This window comes from Streptomyces saintjeani, assembly GCF_055409605.1.
The window spans coordinates 6,670,765-6,690,833 of the sequence record NZ_CP189624.1; the positions used below are offsets into that span (position 1 = coordinate 6,670,765).

Here is a 20,069-nt window from a genome sequence, read left to right on the forward strand (position 1 = left end):
TGGTGCCACCGAGGACTCCGTCAGGACACGTCGGGTTCGTAGAAGCAGAGGTGTCCCTTGATCTGTGCGACGGCGTCGTAGGCATCGGGATAGGCCCACGCGAGATCAGGCGCGTCGGGGAGGGACCAGTAGGAGGCCGTGCCCTTGAAGGGGCAGACGGTGCGGGTGTCGGAGGGGGTCAGCAGATCGAGGCGTACGTCCTCGGCGGGGATGTAGTACCGGGGCGGACACCCCGTCTCCTCCAGGACCAACGCCCGCTCGGTCTCGGCCAGTAGCAGCTCACCGTGCACCACACGCACGTGCGCGGAGGACGGTTCGATGGTGATGCGATGTCCTTCAGCCATGCACGACAGAACACCGGCGGGCCTCCGCTTGTTCCCCCGTACGGTGTCCCTCATGCGCATCTGTGTCTTCCTCTCCGCAGCAGACCTCGACGACCGCTACACGCTCCCGGCAAGGGAGTTCGCGACGCTCCTGGGCAAGGGCGGCCACACCCTGGTGTGGGGCGGCTCCAACGCCGGTCTGATGAAGGTGGTGGCGGACGGTGTAGAGGAGTCCGGCGGCCAACTCTGCGGAGTCTCGGTGGAGTTCCTGGCCTCGAAGGTCCGCCCCGGCGTAGACGAGATGATCGTGGCGAATGACCTGGCCGAACGCAAGAAACTCCTGATCGAGAAGGCCGACGCGGTGGTCATCATGGTCGGCGGCACAGGCACCCTGGACGAGGCCACGGAGATCCTGGAGATGAAGAAGCACGGCCACACGACAAAGCCGGTGGTCCTCCTCAACACCGCAGGCTTCTACGACGGCTTGGAACAACAATTCCGCCGCATGGAATCCGAGGGCTTCCTCCCGGTCCCCCTGTCGAACCTGATGCACTTCGCCAAGGAACCGGCGGAGGCACTGGCGTACTTGCTGAAGAGCTGAACACAGGACGAAACGCGCGCCTTTCAGAAGCGCGGCGCTACGCAGACGTGACCAGTCGCCAGCACTCGACCACAGCCGCAGCCACATCTTTCAGGGGCGCGGGGAACTGCGGGACCAGCCACGACGAAGCCCGCACTCGTCGGACCAGCCCCGCCGCCCCCCATGCACAATGACCCGCATGCCAACACACGTGATCACCGGCGCCGGTTCCGGCATCGGCGCCGCTGTCGCCCGCCGTCTCCACGAACGCGGCGACGACCTCGTACTCCACGCCCGGGACGCAGGCAGGGCGAAGGACCTCGCCGCTCAATTCCCCGGCGCACAGACCCTCGTGGGCGACCTCGCCGACCCCGACAAGCTCAGCTGGGCCTTCTCCCACCAGACCCTCCCCGACCGCGTGGACACCCTCCTGCACATCGCCGGCGTCGTGGACCTCGGCCCCGTGGGCGACCTCACCCCCAAGACCTGGCGTCACCAGTTGAACGTCAACCTGATCGCCCCGGCGGAGTTGACCCGCCACTTCCTCCCCCAACTCCGCACGACGAAGGGCCACGTCCTGTTCGTCAACTCCGGCGCGGGGCTGAACGCCCACGCGGAGTGGTCCGCGTACGCCGCCTCGAAGCACGGCCTCAAGGCCCTCGCCGACTCCCTCCGCCACGAGGAGCACGGCAACGGCGTACGGGTCACCTCGGTCTACCCGGGCCGCACCGCGAGCCCGATGCAGGCGAAGGTGCACCAGCAGGAGGGCAAGGAGTACGACCCGAGGAAATGGATCGACCCGGAGTCCGTGGCGACGGCGATCCTGACCGCGATCGACCTCCCCAGGGACGCGGAGATCAACGACCTGACGGTCCGCCCGGGCCGCTGATCAAGTCAGAGGCGTTCAAAAACGATCACCCGCCGCCCCCGGACCTGCTCATCGGCGACCACCCGGAAGTACCGCTCCAGCACAGCCGTCTTCGCCCGGTCCCGCGCCCCTCGCGCGGGCCGCGCGACCCCTTCGGCATCGGTCACGAGCAGCACCCGCCGCTCGACCGACAGGGCGTCCCGTATCCGCGAGGCATCCGCCTCGACCCCCTTGAGCGTCCCCGACTCCTCAGGCCCTCGCACCAGCGCTATGTCCCGCAACCCCGCGAAGGCGTCGGGCGACACGGACCGCGTATCCCGCCGATCCGACGGCAAGAACACCACGGCATCCCCGGGCCCCTTCAGCCGCCGTACGTCGGAGGCGACGGCAAGGACGTCGTCGATACGACTCGACGGCGCCCGCTTCGCGAGGGAGTACGGCAACAGAGCCACCGCCGCCACCGCGACCACCCCCGCGAGAACAACCCCCCGCGCTTTCGAAAATGTCCGTATCGCCGCCCCTAGGGACGATCCGATCAACAACGCAAGCCCGAGCATGCTGAACAGGACGTACCGGTCCATGTACAGCGGCCGAATCAACGACAACCCGATCAACCCGGCCTGAGGAACGACCAACAACGGCAACCCCACAGCCGTCACGGACAACCGCCCCGCGCGCGGGCGATCGGCCAACGCCCCCACGCACCCGATCCCCACCAGGACGACAGGCCCGACCAACATCCCCCACGTCAACGGCGGTATCCACGCCACCTGCTCGGCCTGGGACCGGCTGAACAGCACCAGCGGCAGAACGCCCACCGCGCCGAGAGCCCCGGCGACACCCCACCGCACCCACACCCGCCGCCCGGCACCGCACCACAGCAACGTCACCAGATGCGCGGCGAGGATCATCAGGGACAGCCAGTTCAGCAGCCCGATGACCAGCACGACACCCCCGTACAGCACCCAACGCCCGCGCCCCCGCACCCCGTTGACGAGCAGCAGCGTCGCCACGGCGGCGCCCGCCGCGACGAGCGCGTACGACCGCCCTTCCTGGAGCTGGAACTGCACGGCGGGCAGCAGCCCGAACGCGAGGCCGGCGGCCAGCCCCACCCACCGGTCGGCGAGCCGGCACCCGACGACGGCGACGCACCCGGCCGCGACGGAGATCCCCGCGACGGACGGCAGCCGCAGCGTGAAGACGCTCGCGCCGAACCACTCGAACAGGACGTGCATCAGCAGGTAGTAGAGCCCGTGGACGACGTCGATGTTGCCGAGCATCCGCCAGATCTCGCCGGTGGACCGCGAGGCGGCCTGCCAGGTGGCCGCCTCGTCGCGCCAGACGCTGTCCTGCCGGGTGATCCCCCACAGACCGAACGCCCAGGTCCACAGAACCGGCACGGCCCACACCACAGGCAGACGGCACGGCATGAAAAGGCTCCCCCCGGAACGGCTGTCGACGGCCGGACAGGAAGAGCGAAGATCATCGGACGAGGTTCCCCCGCGCGCGTACGTAGGCTTCGCACGTGAACCCAGACATTCGTTTCGCCCCCGCCACCGGCGTCGGCTCCCTGCCCGGCGGCGACGCCAGGGAGGCCGCCAAGACGGTCACCGGCTCGTTCGAGGACTTCCCCCACCTCGCGGAACTCCCCGCGCGCGGGCCGGGCGCCGACATGATCGGCCGTACGGCGGGGATGCTCGTCGAGCTGTACGCGCGCGTGGAGCCCAGCGGCTGGCGCCTCGGCGACCGGCCGGGCCGCGACACGAAGCGGGCCCGCTCGTGGCTGGGCGAGGACCTGGACGCGCTGGAGGAGTTCACGCAGGAGTACGACGGCCTCCTCAAGGTCCAGGCCGTCGGCCCGTGGACGCTCGCGGCGTCCCTGGAACTCCACAACGGCGAGTCCGCGCTGTCCGACCTGGGCGCCTGCCGCGACCTCGCCGGCTCCCTCGCGGAGGGCCTGCGCGAGCACCTCGCGGAGGTCCAGCGGCGCGTGCCCGGCGCCCGGCTCGTCCTCCAGCTCGACGAACCGTCCCTCACCTCCGTACTGCGCGGACACGTCAAGACCGCCAGCGGCTACCGCACCCACCGCGCCGTGGACCGCCAGATCGTGGAGGCGACCCTCCGGGACGTCCTCGGCGTGAGCGCTCACGGGATCGTCCACAGCTGCGCCCCGGACGTCCCCTTCGCCCTGCTGCGCCGGGCCGGAGCCGCCGCCGTCTCCTTCGACTTCTCGCTCCTCACCGAGCGTGACGACGACGTGATCGGCGAGGCCGTCGAAGCCGGCACGAAGCTCTTCGTCGGTGTCGTGCCCGGCACGGACACGGCATTGTCAGACCCTGCCGGTAGCGTCATGGGTGTCAGGACGCTGTGGCGCAGGCTGGGGCTGTCACCGGCGCTTCTCGCCGAGGCCGTGACGGTGACCCCGGCGTGCGGGCTGGCGGGCGCTTCCCCCGCGTACGCCCGCACCGCGCTCGCCCACTGCGTCCGGGCGGCGAGATCCCTCGCGGACAACCCTGAGTAACGGAGGACAAAGGTGGCCGGCGACAAGCAGACGGAGGCCCGCGAGCGGCACGCGCAGCTCGCGGAGCAGATCGAGGAACACCGCTTCCGGTACTACGTGAAGGACGCCCCGGTCGTCAGCGACGCGGAGTTCGACAAGCTCCTGCGCGCGCTGGAGGCCCTGGAGGAGGAGTTCCCCGAGCTGCGGACGCCGGACTCGCCGACCCAGAAGGTCGCGGGCGCGTACGAGACGGAGTTCACGTCCGTCGAGCACCGCCAGCGGATGCTCTCCCTCGACAACGCCTTCGACGACCTCGAACTCGCCGCCTGGGCCGAGCGCGTCCACAAGGACGTCGGCACATCCGTCCACCACTTCCTGTGCGAGCTGAAGGTCGACGGCCTCGCCGTCAACCTGACGTACGAGCACGGCCGCCTCACGCGCGCGGCGACGCGCGGCGACGGCCGCACGGGCGAGGACATCACGCCCAACGTCCGCACGATCGCCGAGATCCCCGACCGTCTCACCGGCGACCGCGTCCCCGACCTCGTCGAGATCCGGGGCGAGGTCTACTTCCCGATGGAGAAGTTCGCCGAGCTGAACGCCCACCTGGTCGCGATCGGCGACAAGCCCTTCGCCAACCCCCGCAACGCGGCGGCCGGTTCACTCCGCCAGAAGGACCCGCGCAAGACCGCGAGCCGCCCCCTGCACATGGTCGTCCACGGCATCGGAGCCCTGGAGGGCTACGACGGCCTCACGCGCCTGTCCGAGGCGTACGCCCTGCTGCGTACCTGGGGCCTGCCGACCTCCGCGCACAACAGAGTCGTCGGCGACCTCGACGGCGTACGGCAGTTCATCAAGCACTACGGCGACAACCGGCACTCCGTCGAGCACGAGATCGACGGCGTCGTCGTCAAGCTCGACGAGATCCCCCTCCAGGGCCGTCTCGGCTCCACCTCGCGCGCGCCGCGCTGGGCCATCGCGTACAAGTACGCGCCGGAGGAGGTCAACACCAAGCTCATCAACATCCGTGTGGGCGTGGGCCGTACGGGTCGCGTCACGCCGTACGCGCAGGTCGAGCCGGTGACGGTCGCGGGCTCCGAGGTCGAGTTCGCCACCCTGCACAACCAGGACGTCGTCAAGGCGAAGGGCGTCCTCATCGGGGACACGGTCGTGCTGCGCAAGGCCGGGGACGTCATCCCGGAGATCCTCGGGCCGGTGGTGGACCTGCGGGACGGGACGGAGAAGCCGTTCGTCATGCCCGCCGAGTGCCCCGAGTGCGGGACGCCGCTGCGGCCCATGAAGGAGGCGGACGTCGACCTCCGGTGCCCCAACTCCCGTAGCTGCCCGGCCCAGTTGCGCGAGCGGCTGTTCTACCTCGCGGGCCGCAAGTCCCTCGACATCGAGCACTTCGGGTACGTCGCCGCAGCCGCCCTCACCAAGCCGCTGGAGCCCGACACCCCGCCCCTGCTCGACGAGGGCGACCTCTTCGACCTCACCATCGAGCAGCTCCTCCCCATCAAGGCGTACGTCCTCGACCAGGACAGCGGCCTCCCCAAGCGCGACCCGAAGACCGGCGAGGAGAAGATCGCCACCGTCTTCGCCAACCAGCAGGGGGAGGCGAAGAAGAACGCGGTCGCGATGCTGGAGAACATCGCGGCGGCGAAGGAACGGCCTCTCGCGCGCGTGCTGACGGGGTTGTCGATCCGGCACGTCGGACCGGTCGCCGCCGAGGCGCTCGCGCGCGAGTTCCGGTCCATCGAGCGCATCGAGCAGGCCACGGAGGAGGAACTCGCCTCGACCGAGGGGGTCGGCGGGATCATCGCCGCCTCGCTCAAGGAGTGGTTCGCCGAGGACTGGCACCAGGAGATCCTCCGCAAGTGGCGCGCGGCCGGCGTCCGCATGGAGGACGAACACTCCGGCGAGGACGAGGGCCCGCGTCCGCTGGAGGGCATGACCGTCGTCGTCACCGGCACCCTGGAGCACCACACGCGGGACGGCGCGAAAGAGGCGCTCCAGACGAGAGGAGCGAAGGTCACCGGGTCGGTTTCGAAGAAGACGTCTTTCGTCGTCGTGGGTGACAATCCCGGGTCCAAGTACGACAAGGCGATGCAGCTCAAGGTGCCTGTTCTGAACGAGGAAGGGTTCGCCGTGCTCCTGGAGCAGGGCCCCGAGGCGGCTGCGGACGCGGCGCTTCCGGTCGAGGAGTAGCCGTGAAAGGCCACCCGTTCGACGCATTTCGGAGCGATACGGGTGGCCGGTGCGCATTCGGGCAACCGTCACCGACCGCTGCCCGTACACGTCCTGAGCGGCCTACTGTTGAGTTGTGCGCCTGCCGTGCCCAGTTGCGGTTCGGGGCATTCCCGGCTTGTCAGAACCGGGGACCAGGGTTTTCCCACGCGGCGCAGCCCGGATCGAGTCCAGGCGTGCGCCGCACGGCGTGGGCACCGCCGGCTGTGAGAGGGACGGGAATGGAACCGACCGAGAGCGCCGCCCCGGACTCCCGGCTGCGCCGGCCGGGCGGGATCGACTGGCGCGGTCTGTGGGCCGGTCGCACGGCCGACGAGGCCGTGCTGGCGCTGCCGGTCGCCGAGGGCGTGCGGTCGCTGCCGGGTGGCCTCCCGGCGGACGGTGACACGGAGCGGCAGAGTCCGCCCGCGCTGCCCGCCACGGTCGTCGCGGCTGCCGCGCTCGCGCTCGGGGCCGGGTTCTACCAGGCATTCACCGGCGGGCACGCCCTGTTCCCCTCCGGCACCCTCGGGTGGTCCCTCGCGCTCCTCACCGGGGTCATCGTCTGCCACCTCGTCATGCTCGGACGCGCCCGCTGGTGGGGCGGTACGGGGTCCGGGGCCGCGCTCACCCTCGCCGTGCTGCTGCTGTACGGCTGGGTCCCCGCCGGGCTCGTCAGCCTCACCGTCGTCGTCCTCGTCGGCGTCGCGCGCCGGCACCGGTGGCGGCAGGGGATTCTGCACGGCGCCGTCGACATCCTCGGCATCGGGGCGGGCGCGCTGGTGCTCGCGGTGTGCGGGCGGGTGCCGTCCGTCGAAGCGCCGTGGGACCCCGGCACGTGGACCGTCTACACGGCCCCTCAGGTCGTCCTCGTCGCCGTCGCGTACCTCGCCGTCACCCGCGTACTGCTCTGGTTCCTCCAAGGGCCCTCCCACGGCGGGCTGCCCACGGTCGCCCGTACCGCCCTCGTACGGCAGTCGATCGTCGCCGTCGCGCTTCTCGGGATCGCGCCGCTCGTCTGTGTCGTCGCGGACGCGGAACCCGTGCTGCTGCCGCTGTTCTCCATCCCGCTCATCGCGCTCGACTCCACGCTGTGGATCGCCCGTATGCGCGCCGAGGAGCAACTCCGCGACCCCCTCACGGGGTTGCCCAACCGGCAGTGGCTGCTGGAGCGGATCTGGACCGCGCTGGACGATGCCGAACGCATCGGCGCTCGGGCCGCGTTGATGCTGATCGACCTCGACCGGTTCCGGTCCGTCAACGACACGCTCGGGCATCTCGCCGGGGACCGGCTGCTGTTGCAGATAGCCGACCGGCTCAAGGAGGCGCTGCCTCGCGGGGCCGAGGTCGCGCGGCTCGGTGGGGACGAGTTCGCGGTGCTGCTGCCGGTCGCCGACTCCACCACGTCCGCGACGCGGGTGGCGCGATCCCTTGTCACGACGCTGAGTTCGCCGCTCGACCTCGACGGGCTGACCCTGGTGCTGGAGGCCAGTGCCGGGGTCGCCGTGTTCCCCGATCACGCCGTCGATGCCGAGGGGCTGCTGCGGCGGGCCGACGTCGCGATGTACCAGGCGAAGCGGGACCGTACGGGAGTCGAGGTGTACGAGTCCAAGCGGGACTCCAACACGCCTGACCGGCTGGGGCTGTTGGGGGATCTTCGGCGGGCTCTCGACGCGCACGAGGTGCAGTTGCACTATCAGCCCAAGGTGCGGTTCGACGGGCAGGTGGCCGGACTTGAGGCGCTGGTGCGCTGGGTCCACCCCGAGCGGGGCAAGGTGCCGCCGGACGAGTTCATCGCGATCGCCGAGTCGTCCGGGCTGATGCCCCATCTCACGGAGTACGTGCTGGAGACGGCACTTGAGCAGGTCGCCCGGTGGCGTGCGCAGGGCTTGCGCGTGCCGGTCGCCGTGAACGTCTCGCCCCGCGACGTCCACACCCCCGGCTTCGCCGGGTCCGTCGCGGCTCGCCTCGCCCGGCACGGTGTCCCGGCGGGAGCGCTCCAACTCGAAATCACCGAGCACGTGTTGCTGGAGGACCCCCAGCGCGCCGCCGACACCCTCAACGGGCTCACCGGCCATGGCGTGAAGATGTCCCTCGACGATTTCGGCACGGGGTACTCGTCGTTGGTCCACCTGCGCCGCCTCCCTGTCAGCGAGCTGAAGATCGACCGCTCCTTCGTGGCCCGGCTGGCGGTCGACACGCAGGACGCGGAGATCGTCCGCTGCACCGTCGACCTGGCCCACTCCCTGGGCCTCCTGGTGGTCGCCGAGGGAGTGGAGGACGACGAGACCTGGGAACGGCTCCGGGACCTCGGCTGCGACGCGGTCCAGGGTTGGCTGGTGGCCGCGGCGATGCCGCCGGAGGAAACAACGGCGTGGCTGCGGGCGAGGGGCGCACGCGGCTGGCAACGGCCGAAGGCGGCACTGCCGGCCGCCGAATGACTACAAGCCTGGGACGCTGCGTACGTTCCTCTCGCTCACGTCGGGCAGGAGGCGGGCCACGGTGACGAAATCGGCGTCGTCGTGCAGGACAGTCAGTCCATGGTGCGCGGCGGTCGCGCAGACCATCAGATCAAGGGGGCCGGCAGCACCGAGGGCTCCCTTCGACGCGAGGGTGTACTGGGCCGACTCGACCCACTCCCACAACCTCTTCGGCAACGGGACATCAGGGTAGAGGTCGGTGAACATCTCACCCATGGCCTCGTACTCGGAGGCGTTCCGCGCCGAGCGCCGGAACTCGGCTCGCTGAGCGGCACACGAGCCGATCGCCCGCAGAACGGTCGTCTCCAGCCACGCGTTTTTCAGCTCTTCCTCCCGCAGGAGGCGCCACAGGCCGGAGGAGTCGAGCAGATACTGGATCACTCGCCGCCCTGCTTGTCCTCGGCGCGGTGACGCTGCCAGCCCTCGTGGTCCCAGTGCTGGGCGGCCTGGTAGTGCTTGGCCACGAGTGCGACCCGCTCATGGCGTTCGGCGTACTCGCGCAGCGCGGCGTTCACCACGTCCTTCTTCGTGCCGCCGCCCGCGACGCGCATGGCCTTCTCCAGTGCGTCGTCGTCCAGGTCGATCGTCGTCACCGACATATTCAACTCCTCTATTCAGAAGCAATACCTACTCTATATGAACGAGAGCAGGGGCGACCGCCGACCTCACCCCTGGACCCCCCACCCCGAACCGTTTACCGTCCACCCACCCCCGCCCCCTAGGATTGGCCCCAAACCACATCCACTCACCCCAGAGGAACGCTGCATGCCTGGCATTACGCGCGAGGAGGTCGCCCACCTCGCCCGGCTGGCGCGTCTGGAGCTGGAGAGCGAAGAGTTGGATCACTTCGCGGGACAGCTGGACGACATCATCGGCGCCGTCGCACGCGTCAGTGAGGTCGCTGATCAAGACGTACCCCCGACCTCGCACCCGCTGCCGCTGACGAACGTCATGCGTGCGGACGAGGTCCGTCCCTCGCTCACCCCCGTGCAGGCGCTCTCGGGCGCCCCGGCCCAGGAGCAGCAGCGTTTCAAGGTGCCGCAGATCCTGGGGGAGGACTAACCACAGTGACGGACATCATCAAGCTCACGGCCGCTGAGACGGCCGAGAAGATCGCGTCCGGCGAACTCACCGCCGTACAGGTCACCGAAGCGCACCTCGCGCGGATCGAGGCGGTCGACGAGAAGGTGCACGCCTTCCTCCACGTCGACCGCGAGGGCGCGCTCAAGCAGGCGCGCGCCGTCGACGCGAAGCGGGAGAACGGCGAGAAGCTCGGCCCCCTCGCGGGCGTCCCCCTCGCGCTGAAGGACATCTTCACGACCGAGGGAATCCCCACGACGGTCGGCTCGAAGATCCTCGAAGGCTGGATCCCGCCGTACGACGCGACGCTCACCAAGCGCCTCAAGGCCGCCGACGTCGTCATCCTCGGCAAGACCAACATGGACGAGTTCGCCATGGGGTCGAGCACGGAGAACAGCGCGTACGGCCCGACGGGCAACCCCTGGGACCTGACGAAGATCCCCGGCGGCTCGGGCGGCGGCTCCAGCGCGGCGCTCGCCGCCCACATGGCCCCGCTCGCGATCGGCACGGACACCGGCGGCTCGATCCGCCAGCCCGCCGCCGTCACCGGCACGGTCGGCGTGAAGCCGACGTACGGAGCGGTCTCCCGCTACGGCATGGTCGCGTTCAGCAGCAGCCTCGACCAGGGCGGCCCGTGCGCGCGTACGGTGCTCGACGCGGCGCTCCTGCACGAGGTGATCGCCGGCCACGACCCGCTGGACTCGACGTCGATCGACGCCCCGGTCCCGCCGGTGGTGGAGGCGGCCCGCAACGGCAGCGTCGCCGGGATGCGCGTCGGTGTGGTCAAGCAGTTCCGCGGCGAGGGCTACCAGGCGGGCGTGCTCCAGCGCTTCGACGAGTCGGTGACGATGCTCAAGGAGCTCGGCGCCGAGATCGTGGAGCTGGACTGCCCGAGTTTCGACCTCGCGCTGTCGGCGTACTACCTGATCGCGCCGTCCGAGTGCTCCTCCAACCTGGCCCGCTTCGACGGCCTGCGCTACGGCAGGCGCACCGGCGACGACGGCACGCACTCGGCGGAGGAGGTCACCTCGATCACCCGCGCCGACGGCTTCGGTCCGGAGGTCAAGCGCCGCATCATCCTCGGCACGTACGCGCTGAGCAGCGGCTACTACGACGCGTACTACGGCTCCGCGCAGAAGGTCCGCACGCTGATCACGCGGGACTTCGAGAAGGCGTTCGAGCAGGTCGACGTCATCGTGTCCCCGACGACGCCGACCACCGCCTTCCCGATCGGCGAGCGCGCCGACGACCCGATGGCGATGTACCTGGCCGACCTGTGCACGATCCCGACCAACCTCGCGGGCAACGCGGCGATGTCCCTGCCGTGCGGCCTCGCGCCGGAGGACGGCCTCCCCGTCGGCCTCCAGATCATCGCGCCCGCGCTGAAGGACGACCGGCTTTACAAGGTCGGGGCCGCCGTAGAGGCCGCCTTCGTGGAAAAGTGGGGCCACCCGCTCCTTGAGGAGGCTCCGTCGCTGTGAGCAACGCACTGTCGAAGGCCAAGGGCTTCAAGAAGTCCAAGTCCGGTACGTACGTGTCCATCGCCACCACCGCGTTCGGCGCGTTCGGTGTCGCCAAGCAGATCAAGAAGGCCCGCGCCGAGCAGGACACCCTGCGCCTGATCGACGCCACCGTCTCCGCGGTCGCGATCGTCACCGGCCTCGCCATCCTGTACCGCGAGCTGAAGCGGCTGGGCGACGACGACGTCCTGCTGGGCTGAGAGGGAAGTTTTCACCGTGACCACCACGACCGACCTGGTGTCGTACGAGGACGCACTCGCGTCGTACGACCCCGTCATGGGCCTTGAGGTCCATGTCGAACTCGGCACCAAGACCAAGATGTTCTGCGGCTGTTCGACCGCCCTCGGGCAGGACGCGAACACCCAGACCTGCCCGGTCTGCCTCGGCCTGCCCGGCGCGCTCCCGGTCGTCAACGCGACCGGCGTCGAGTCCGCGATCAAGATCGGCCTCGCGCTGAACTGCGAGATCGCCGAGTGGTGCCGCTTCGCCCGGAAGAACTACTTCTATCCGGACATGCCGAAGAACTTCCAGACCTCCCAGTACGACGAGCCGATCGCCTTCAACGGCTACCTGGACGTCCAGCTGGAGGACGGCGAGACCTTCCGCGTGCAGATCGAGCGCGCGCACATGGAGGAGGACACCGGCAAGTCGACGCACGTCGGCGGCGCCACCGGCCGTATCCACGGCGCGTCCCACTCCCTGCTCGACTACAACCGCGCCGGCATCCCCCTCATCGAGATCGTCACCAAGCCGATCGAGGGCGCCGGCGAGCGTGCCCCCGAGGTCGCGCGCGCGTACGTCCGTGAGCTGCGCGAGCTGATCAAGGCGCTCGGCGTCTCCGAGGCCCGCATGGAGATGGGCCAGATGCGCTGCGACGTCAACCTGTCGCTGCGGCCCCACGGCCGGGAGAAGTTCGGCACCCGCAGCGAGACGAAGAACGTCAACTCGCTGCGGTCCGTCGAGCGCGCGGCCCGCTTCGAGATCATGCGGCACGCGGCGGTCCTGAACGCGGGCGGCACGATCGTCCAGGAGACCCGGCACTTCCACGAGGACACGGGGTCCACGACCTCGGGCCGCGTGAAGGAAGAGGCCGAGGACTACCGGTACTTCCCGGAGCCCGACCTCGTCCCCGTCGCGCCGTCACGCGCGTGGGTCGAGGAAATCCGTACGGGGCTCCCGGAGTTGCCGCTCGCCCGACGCAACCGGCTGCTCGCCGAGTGGGGCATCACCGGCACCGAGATGCAGGCGATCACCAACGCCGGCGCGCTCGACCTGATCGTCGCGACGATCGACGCCGGCGCCGACGCGGCCTCCTCCCGCAAGTGGTGGATGGGCGAGCTGGCCCGCAGCGCCAACGAGTCCCAGGTCTCCCTGGACGAGCTGGCGATCACGCCGGTGCAGGTCGCCCGGGTCTCCGAACTTGTCGCCAAGGGTGACCTGAACGACAAGTTGGCGCGCCAGGTCATCGAGGGCGTCCTCGCGGGCGAAGGCACCCCGGACGAGGTCGTCGACAAGCGGGGCCTCAAGGTCGTCTCCGACGACGGCGCGCTCAACAAGGCCGTCGAGGACGCGATCGCGGGCAACCCCGGCATCGCCGACAAGATCCGCGGCGGCAAGGTCGCCGCGGCGGGCGCGCTGGTGGGCGCGGTCATGAAGGCGACGCGGGGGCAGGCGGACGCGGCGCGCGTCAAGGAGCTGATCCTGGAGCAGTTGGGTGTGACGGAGGGCTGATCCCGACGTCCTGAAGGGGGTTGACGCGGCGACGCGTCAGCCCCCTTTCCCTTCCCCAGGGGCCGCAGAGGGGGGCGGCGTTGAGTGATACGGGGGATCAGGACCGTACTGCTCACCGTGACCGCTCACGAGAACGTTCACGAAAAGCCTCTCAGGCCGGCGCGCTACGCTCCCGCGCCATGAGGACCGACACCCGGGACGAGACCGACGACGTGACCACGACCCACCCCCTGCACGGCGCCGGCGCCACCGCCGGGGACGCCGAGGACGACGACATGGACCCGGTCGAAGAGGCCCGCCGGGCCCGCTGGGCGGCGACCGGCACCGGCGTCCTGCTCGCCCTCGCCGGCACGGCCGCCGCCCTCCTGCGCCTCGGCGGACGCACCCCGGCCCTGGTCCCGGCCGCGTTCGCGACGGGCGCCGCGATCTGCGCGTTCGCGGCATACCTGGGTTCGCGCGGTCACACCCGGCGCGCTCTGTGGCTGCTGGTCCTCGGCGTCATGGTGATGGCGTTCGGGGACCAGGCACACTGACGGGCACCCGAACCGTCTCCTCGGCCACTGGCCCCCCGGCCGCCGTTTCCTTGGCCACCGGCTCCCCGGCCACCGGCTCCTTCGGCCCCCGCGCCGCCGCGAGCCCCCGGGTGAGCCCCCTGCGCATCCACAGCCCCATCGGGCGCTCCACCCACCGGTGGATGCCGTACGACAGGAGCAGCATCGAGGTCGTCACGACGGCCATGTTCCCCCAGTGGCCGAGGGCGGGCACGTGCCGGGTGAGGCCCTTGGCGAGCGGGTAGCCGAGGCTCATGTGGACCAGGTAGAACGGGTAGGTCAGCGCCCCAGCCGTCACCAGCCAGCGCCACTTCACGTCCCGCAGCGGGCCGATGGTGGCCAGCATGAGAACGCCGAGGAACGCCGTCAGGAGCAGCGCGCACAGGCTCCAGGAGACGGTGCGGGTGCTTCCGGGCGCGGCCATGTGCCAGTCGACGCGTATCTGGAGCACGCTGAGCTGGTACGCCCACGCCATCCCGAGCAGGGTCCAGAGCATCAGGTTCCGCCCGAAGCGGAACATCAGGTAGAGCGCGATCCCGGCGACGAACAGTCCCGCGTAGCCGCTCAGGACGAACTGGTCGAGCAGCTTGTTCTGGGTGGAGTGCGTGACGTACGCGGCGACCAGCCAGACCGTGCAGAAGCCGAGCAGCCGCTCGTAGGTCGCGCCGAACTTCAGCACGATCGCCATCAGCAGATAGAAACGCGCCTCCAGATCGAGCGTCCAGGCGACCCCGGCGAGCAGATCGACGTCCAACGGGCCCGGGAACATCGTCAGATTGGCGAGCACGGTCCGCGGGTGCAGGTCCTCCGGAAGGTTGTCGGACTTCTGGGGGAACACCGCGAGACGGGTGACGAGCAGCACGATCACCGCCCAGTACGCGGGGAAGAGCCGCGAGAGCCGGGACACCGCGAACTCGCCCGGCGTGCGCCCCCACGCGCTCATACAGATCACGAACCCGCTGATCAGGAAGAACATCTCGACCCCGAGCCAGCCGTACATCGAGGCGCGGTGCACGGTGTACGCGAAGTCCCTGGGGGCCTCGCCCCATATGCTCGGGAAGTTCTGGCCGAAGTAGTGGAAACAGGCGACCGCGAGCGCCGCCGCGAGGCGCAGCCCGTCGACGAGTGCGAGCCGTGGCGGCCGGCCGGGACTGTTCACCTGGCGGATGGACAACGTTCCTCCTGTCGACGGGCTGTGCGGTTCCTACGGGTGTAGGAGTCGCGGGCGCCCCAATAGTTGTTGCCGGGACGGGAGTTGTTACGCCCCTGTGATGCGACGAGGGGTGGCTCGCCGCCGGATCAGGGAGCCGTGAAAAGGTCGTCCCGACAGCGGACCTACGCGAGAGGCAGCGGTATGTACGGGGTGTCCCTGGGGGACGACGGGGCCGAGTTGCGGCCCCTTGAGACGTGGCACGCCGAGGAACTCCTCGCGCACTTCGACCGGGGACGCGACCACATCGGTCGGTTCATCGGCTTCGGTTCCCGCGAGACGGACGCCGACTCCACGCGCGCGCTGCTCAGGCGGTACGCCGACAAACGCACCGAGGACTCCGGCTCCCTGCACGGCATCTGGCACGACGGGACGCTCGTCGGCGGCGTCCTGTTCCGTACGTTCGACGCCGCCACCGGCGTCTGCGAGGTCGGCTGCTGGCTGGAGCCCGCCGGGGTCGGCAAGGGCCTCGTCACGCGCGCGATGCACGTCCTGATCGACTGGGCCGTCGACGTACGCGGCATGCACCGCGTCGAATGGCACGCCGCCTCCGGCAACACCGCCAGCCTCAATGTCGCCCGGCGGCTCGGCATGAAGCGGGACGGCGTCCTGCGCGGCAGCCACCTCCACAAGGGCGAGCGGCACGACATCGAGATCTGGTCGCTCCTCGCGCCGGAGTGGCGTCCCGCGCACAGGGAGCGTTAAGGAACCTCTCAGACGGCGTCCGTACGGTGCGGGGCATGGCAACGAAGACAGAAGACAGCACCGGTGAGATCTCCGAGGTGGAGCTGACCAAGGGCGCCGAGGAGGACGTCACCGAGGAGGAGCCCCTCACGGACGACGAACTCCTCGCGGAGGGCGGGGAACCGGAGCCGAAGGAGACCTCGTACGTCGGCCAGGGCGCCGCGGCCGTCGTCTCCGCCGCGCTCGGGTTCGTGTCGCTGAGCGGCAGCTGGATCGGTACGGTCGCGTCCGCGCGCGAGACGCTGGTAGGCCAGCTCCAGACCTCGTCGACGGCGAGTGTCGCCACGCAGGTCAAGGAGGTGTACGGCGACGCGTGGAAGACCAGCGCGATATGGGCCGGCCTCTTCGCCCTGGTCGCCCTCGTGACCGCCGTCGTCGTCCTGGTCCGCCCCGCCTTCGGCAACCCCGACAAGCCGCAGCCCGCGTGGATCAAGTCCGTCGCCTGGGGCGGCGTCTCCCTCGGCGTCATCGGCCTCCTGCTCGCCGTGCTCAAGTACAGCGACGCCCTCCTGAGCCTCCCGTCCGCGAGCTGACCCAGGGTCCTCAGAGGGCCGCCGTAAGCACCTACGGCGGTCCCTAAGGACCCTTCTCGCGTTTCTAAGGCCCCCCGCCCAGCCGAAGATGCGGAACTCTCCCGATGTGCCCGACCCCCCTCGGGAACGAAGGTGGAACCACCACCGAGACACGGGAGTTCAGATGTTCCAGTTCGAGTCCCACCAGCTCCGCTCCGCCGAACTGATCCGGCGCGCGAACCACGAGCGGCTGGTCAACGAGGCCGCACGCGCACGCAAGGACGCCGCCGAGGCGTCCGATACGAAGCAGCCCCAACGGCACTGGTTCACCAGGGCGGCGTGAGTGCCGCCGGACGTTGCGGGCGCGGAGGCGAGGGGCGGTCGGACGGGGGTCGGCCGCCCCTTCGGCGTGCCCGTACTCGCGATAACCGCTGGGGTGTTGTCAGACCCGTGTGCGATGCTCGGCAGCGTGGAGATGAGGTCGGTCAGTCCCGTGTTCGTGGGTCGAGCGGATGAGCTCGGCGCGCTGAACGACGCGCTCGCGCGTGCGGCGGCGGGGGAGCCGCAGGCGCTGGTCGTCGGGGGCGAGGCGGGGGTCGGCAAGACGCGGCTCGTCGAGGAGTTCGGGGCGGTCGCCGAGCGGCAGGGTGCCGTCGTCGCGGTCGGCGGCTGCGTCGAGATCGGCGCCGACGGGCTGCCGTTCGCGCCGTTCTCCACCGCCCTGCGCGCCCTGCGCCGGGCCCTGCCCGAGGAACTGGCCGCCGCTGCCGCCGGACAGGAGGAGGAACTGGCCCGGCTGCTGCCCGAACTCGGCGAGACCGCGCGCGGGCGGCACGACGAGGAGGGCACCGCCCGCCTCTTCGAACTGACCGCGCGGCTCCTGGAGCGGGTCGCCGACGGGCGTACGGTCGTCGTCGTCATCGAGGACCTGCACTGGGCGGACACCTCGACCCGCCACCTCCTGGCGTACCTGTTCCGCACGCTGCGCACGGGCAGGCTGCTCGTCCTCGCGACCTACCGCAGCGACGACATCCACCGCCGACACCCCCTGCGCCCCCTCCTCGCCGAACTCGACCGCCTGCGGACCGTCCGCCGCATCGAACTCGCCCGCTTCACGCGCGAGGAGGTGGGCCGGCAGATCGCCGGCATCCTCGCCGCCGAACCCGACCCCGCGCAGGTCGACGAGATCTTCGAACGGTCCGACGGGAACGCGTTCTTCGTCGAGGAACTCGCCGTCGCCTGCTCCGGCGACTGCTGCGCCGGGCTCACGGACTCCCTGCGGGACCTGCTCCTCGTCCGCGTGGAGGCGCTGCCCGACCACGCGCAGCGCGTCGCGCGGATCACCGCCGAAGGGGGATCGACGGTCGAGCACGCGCTGCTCGCGGCCGTCGCCGGGCTCTGCGAGGACGACCTCATCGAGGCGCTGCGGGCGGCCGTCGGCGCGAACATCCTGATCGCCGCGCCCGGGGGCGACGGCTACCGGTTCCGGCACGCGCTCGTGCGCGAGGCCGTCGGGGACGACCTGCTGCCGGGCGAGCGGTCACGGCTCAACCGGCGGTACGCGCAGGCGCTGGAGGCGGAGCCGGGGCTGGTGCCCGCCGATCAGCGGGCGACGCGGCTGGCGAGCTACTGGTACCACGCGCACGACCCGGCGAAGGCGCTGCCCGCCGTGCTCGACGCGGCGGCGGAGGCCCGGTCGCGGCACGCGTACAGCGAGCAACTGCGGCTGCTGGAGCGGGCGATGGAGCTGTGGGACGCGGCGCCGGGGGAGGTTCTCGCGCGGCTGCGGCCCGTCGACTACGCCGAGGCGTACCCCCCGTGCGGCTGCGACCCGGAGACGACGCCCCTCAAGTACCTGGACCTCATGGCCGAGGCGGCCGTCGCGGGCCGGCTGTCCGGCGCGCGGGAACGGGCGCTGAAGATCACCCGGCGGGCCCTGCGGCTGCTGGAGGAGGACCCCGACCCGCTGCGCGCCGCCTGGTTCTGGGTCCAGCGCTCCAAGCTGCTCCCCGCGCTCGGGCGCGGCGACGGCTGGCAGGAGCTGTCCACCGCGCAGGACCTGGTCCGCGGGCTGCCGCCGTCCCCCGTGCACGCCGAGGTGCTGTCCTCCGTCTCGGGCTGGTACATGCTCCACCACCCGGGGCCCGAGGCGATCGGCGCCGCTCAGCGGGCCGTGGAGTACGCGCGCATGGTCGGCGCCGAGGAGATCGAGTACCAGGCCCGCCTGGACCTCGGCGGGCTGATGGTCGGCGCCGGGGACATCGAGGCCGGGCTCGCGGAGATGCGGGAGGTCACGGAGCGGTTCGTGGCCCGCCGGATCTTCTCCGGGATCGGCCGCGCCCACGTGAACCTGCCGTCCGCGCTGGAGAGCGTCGGCCGTTCCGCCGAGGCCGCGGCGCTGCTGCGGGAGGGGCTGCGGATCGTCAAGAAGTGGGGGCTGCGCAACAACGAGCCCTGGATCTGGGCCAACCTCGCGGAGTCCCTGATCTCCCTGGGGCGGTGGGACGAGGCCACCGAGGCGGCCTTCACCGCGCGGTACGCCGCCGAGGCGACCAAACCGCGCGGCGCGGGCTTCCACTTCCTCGCCCACCTCGCCCTCGCGCGCGGGCGTCTCACCGACGCGGCCCAGTACCTCGCCGAGGGGCGCGCCTCCTTCGGCCCCCACGACCGGATGCCCCAGTACGTCCTGCCCTTCGCCTCGTCGAGCCTCGCCCTCGCCGCCGCCGAGGGCCGCATCGAGGACGCCCGTACGGAACTGGCACGCGTCCTCGACGAGGGGCTCGCCCCGCAGGCCCACCGCGACGCCTGGCCGCTCCTCCTCGCCGCCGCGAGCGCCGAGGCGGACGCCCGCGAGGCGTCGGCGCCGCACGTGCTGCGCATCCTGGAGACGGCGCGGAAACTCGCCACGCCCGCGCCGATGTGGTGCGCGTACGACCTGTGGGTGCGCGCGGAACTCCACCGGGCGCAGGGGCGGGACACCGTGGACGAGTGGTCCGACGTGGTCACCGCGTTCGAGTGCCTGGAGCGGCCGTACGACCTGGCGCGCGTGCGCTACCGCCTCGCGGAGAAGCTGGTCGTGTCCGGCGGGGACGACGACCGCGCCCGCGCGGCGGACCTCCTCGGCCTGGTCCGGGCCGTCGCCGACCACCTGAAGGCCCGCCCCCTCCTCGAATCCACGGCCCACCTCACCCGCCGGGCCCGCCTGACCCCGCTTCCCACCCCCACCGACTCCCTCGGCCTCACCACCCGCGAACACGACGTCCTGCGCCTGGTCTCGGCCGGCCACACGAACCGCCAGATCGCCGAGCACCTCTTCATCTCGCCCAAGACGGCGAGCGTCCACGTCTCCAACATCCTGGCGAAACTGTCGGTGTCGAGCAGGGGAGAGGCGGCGGCGCTGGCCCACCGGCTGGGCCTGTTCCCGGTGGGCGCCGCCTGACCGCCCCGCCCCGGGCGAGACGGAGTGGGGGCGGGTGCGGGACAATGGGAACGCCGATGAGCCCTGGAGGAACCACGATGTTCAACGCCTTCGAGGAACTCTTCTCCCCGGGCCGTAAGCACACGCAGGACGAGCAGAACCGGCTGGAACTCACGCGTGAGGATGTCGGTGACGGGGACCCCGGGCGGGGGCCGATAGACCTGTCGTCGGGGAAGGTCACGGTGCGTGCGCCTCGCGCGGAGGAGCCGGACGCGTCGTCCGAGGACGAGGGCGAGGGCGACGACGACACGGAGACGGGCTGACGG

The 20,069-nt window shown here is 70.9% G+C and carries 20 protein-coding genes; 15 read left to right on the forward strand and 5 right to left on the reverse strand.

Annotated elements, in window-relative coordinates:
• Positions 1 to 20 precede the first annotated feature (20 nt).
• A complete protein-coding gene (locus tag ACQCO7_RS30485; protein ID WP_464074820.1) occupies positions 21 to 344 on the reverse strand; it encodes a DUF427 domain-containing protein in 324 nt (107 codons plus the stop codon).
• A 52-nt stretch (positions 345 to 396) separates the two neighbouring features.
• Between ACQCO7_RS30485 and ACQCO7_RS30490 the strand changes: the two genes are divergently transcribed.
• Both ACQCO7_RS30490 and ACQCO7_RS30495 read left to right on the forward strand, forming a co-directional pair.
• Positions 397 to 924: an LOG family protein gene (locus tag ACQCO7_RS30490; RefSeq protein ID WP_464074821.1), complete on the forward strand. Its 528-nt coding sequence runs from the start codon at positions 397 to 399 to the stop codon at positions 922 to 924.
• A gap of 169 nt (positions 925 to 1,093) precedes the next feature.
• Positions 1,094 to 1,792, forward strand: coding sequence for an SDR family oxidoreductase (locus tag ACQCO7_RS30495; protein WP_464074822.1), 699 nt, complete (start codon positions 1,094 to 1,096; stop codon positions 1,790 to 1,792).
• Between the two features lie 5 nt (positions 1,793 to 1,797).
• Here ACQCO7_RS30495 and ACQCO7_RS30500 read toward each other — a convergent pair whose 3' ends face one another.
• Positions 1,798 to 3,201, reverse strand: coding sequence for a glycosyltransferase family 39 protein (locus ACQCO7_RS30500; RefSeq protein ID WP_464074823.1), 1,404 nt, complete (start codon positions 3,199 to 3,201; stop codon positions 1,798 to 1,800).
• A 95-nt stretch (positions 3,202 to 3,296) separates the two neighbouring features.
• On the opposite strand from ACQCO7_RS30500, the gene ACQCO7_RS30505 reads away from it, so the two are divergent.
• The 3 genes from ACQCO7_RS30505 to ACQCO7_RS30515 all read left to right on the forward strand — a co-directional run bounded on the left by ACQCO7_RS30505 (position 3,297) and on the right by ACQCO7_RS30515 (position 8,938).
• A complete protein-coding gene (locus ACQCO7_RS30505) occupies positions 3,297 to 4,292 on the forward strand; it encodes a methionine synthase (protein WP_464074824.1) in 996 nt (331 codons plus the stop codon).
• 12 nt (positions 4,293 to 4,304) lie between these two features.
• The gene (gene ligA / locus ACQCO7_RS30510) at positions 4,305 to 6,479 is read left to right on the forward strand and encodes an NAD-dependent DNA ligase LigA (protein WP_464074825.1); all 2,175 of its coding nucleotides are present in this window, start codon (positions 4,305 to 4,307) and stop codon (positions 6,477 to 6,479) included.
• Positions 6,480 to 6,739: 260 nt separating this feature from the next.
• Complete coding sequence (locus ACQCO7_RS30515) at positions 6,740 to 8,938, forward strand: putative bifunctional diguanylate cyclase/phosphodiesterase (RefSeq protein ID WP_464074826.1); 2,199 nt, start codon at positions 6,740 to 6,742, stop codon at positions 8,936 to 8,938.
• Here ACQCO7_RS30515 and ACQCO7_RS30520 read toward each other — a convergent pair whose 3' ends face one another.
• Both ACQCO7_RS30520 and ACQCO7_RS30525 read right to left on the reverse strand, forming a co-directional pair.
• Positions 8,939 to 9,358 (reverse strand): PIN domain-containing protein, encoded by a 420-nt coding sequence (locus ACQCO7_RS30520; protein ID WP_464074827.1) that lies wholly within the window; start codon positions 9,356 to 9,358, stop codon positions 8,939 to 8,941.
• Positions 9,355 to 9,576 carry a type II toxin-antitoxin system VapB family antitoxin gene (locus ACQCO7_RS30525; protein WP_464074828.1) on the reverse strand — a complete coding sequence of 74 codons (222 nt, stop codon included), beginning with the start codon at positions 9,574 to 9,576 and terminating at the stop codon, positions 9,355 to 9,357. Before ACQCO7_RS30525 ends, ACQCO7_RS30520 begins: the two co-directional genes overlap by 4 nt.
• A 166-nt stretch (positions 9,577 to 9,742) precedes the next feature.
• On the opposite strand from ACQCO7_RS30525, the gene gatC reads away from it, so the two are divergent.
• From gatC to ACQCO7_RS30550, 5 genes are all read left to right on the forward strand, one after another.
• Positions 9,743 to 10,039, forward strand: coding sequence for an Asp-tRNA(Asn)/Glu-tRNA(Gln) amidotransferase subunit GatC (gene gatC, locus ACQCO7_RS30530; RefSeq protein WP_010356882.1), 297 nt, complete (start codon positions 9,743 to 9,745; stop codon positions 10,037 to 10,039).
• A 5-nt stretch (positions 10,040 to 10,044) separates the two neighbouring features.
• Positions 10,045 to 11,538 (forward strand): Asp-tRNA(Asn)/Glu-tRNA(Gln) amidotransferase subunit GatA, encoded by a 1,494-nt coding sequence (gene gatA, locus ACQCO7_RS30535; RefSeq protein ID WP_075732559.1) that lies wholly within the window; start codon positions 10,045 to 10,047, stop codon positions 11,536 to 11,538.
• Positions 11,535 to 11,777, forward strand: a complete 243-nt coding sequence (locus tag ACQCO7_RS30540; RefSeq protein WP_010356884.1) for a hypothetical protein — start codon at positions 11,535 to 11,537, stop codon at positions 11,775 to 11,777. The genes gatA and ACQCO7_RS30540 overlap by 4 nt, the downstream gene beginning before the upstream one ends.
• 16 nt (positions 11,778 to 11,793) lie before the next feature.
• Positions 11,794 to 13,308 (forward strand): Asp-tRNA(Asn)/Glu-tRNA(Gln) amidotransferase subunit GatB, encoded by a 1,515-nt coding sequence (gene gatB / locus ACQCO7_RS30545; RefSeq protein WP_464074829.1) that lies wholly within the window; start codon positions 11,794 to 11,796, stop codon positions 13,306 to 13,308.
• A gap of 179 nt (positions 13,309 to 13,487) precedes the next feature.
• Positions 13,488 to 13,841 (forward strand): hypothetical protein, encoded by a 354-nt coding sequence (locus ACQCO7_RS30550; protein ID WP_464074830.1) that lies wholly within the window; start codon positions 13,488 to 13,490, stop codon positions 13,839 to 13,841.
• Here ACQCO7_RS30550 and ACQCO7_RS30555 read toward each other — a convergent pair.
• Positions 13,807 to 15,033 carry an acyltransferase family protein gene (locus ACQCO7_RS30555; RefSeq protein ID WP_464074831.1) on the reverse strand — a complete coding sequence of 409 codons (1,227 nt, stop codon included), beginning with the start codon at positions 15,031 to 15,033 and terminating at the stop codon, positions 13,807 to 13,809. The genes ACQCO7_RS30550 and ACQCO7_RS30555 overlap by 35 nt on opposite strands.
• Before the next feature lie 180 nt (positions 15,034 to 15,213).
• Here ACQCO7_RS30555 and ACQCO7_RS30560 point away from each other — a divergent pair, with 180 nt between their 5' ends.
• From ACQCO7_RS30560 to ACQCO7_RS30580, 5 genes are all read left to right on the forward strand, one after another.
• The gene (locus ACQCO7_RS30560; protein ID WP_464074832.1) at positions 15,214 to 15,774 is read left to right on the forward strand and encodes a GNAT family N-acetyltransferase; all 561 of its coding nucleotides are present in this window, start codon (positions 15,214 to 15,216) and stop codon (positions 15,772 to 15,774) included.
• Between the two features lie 26 nt (positions 15,775 to 15,800).
• Positions 15,801 to 16,346 (forward strand): hypothetical protein, encoded by a 546-nt coding sequence (locus tag ACQCO7_RS30565; protein ID WP_464074833.1) that lies wholly within the window; start codon positions 15,801 to 15,803, stop codon positions 16,344 to 16,346.
• A gap of 163 nt (positions 16,347 to 16,509) precedes the next feature.
• On the forward strand, positions 16,510 to 16,668 hold the full coding sequence (locus tag ACQCO7_RS30570) for a hypothetical protein (protein ID WP_464074834.1): 159 nt from the start codon (positions 16,510 to 16,512) through the stop codon (positions 16,666 to 16,668).
• A gap of 114 nt (positions 16,669 to 16,782) precedes the next feature.
• Positions 16,783 to 19,764 (forward strand): helix-turn-helix transcriptional regulator, encoded by a 2,982-nt coding sequence (locus tag ACQCO7_RS30575; protein ID WP_464074835.1) that lies wholly within the window; start codon positions 16,783 to 16,785, stop codon positions 19,762 to 19,764.
• Positions 19,765 to 19,820: 56 nt separating this feature from the next.
• Entirely contained in the window at positions 19,821 to 20,066 is a 246-nt protein-coding gene (locus ACQCO7_RS30580; RefSeq protein ID WP_464074836.1) for a DUF6191 domain-containing protein, read from the forward strand.
• Positions 20,067 to 20,069: the final 3 nt, after the last annotated feature.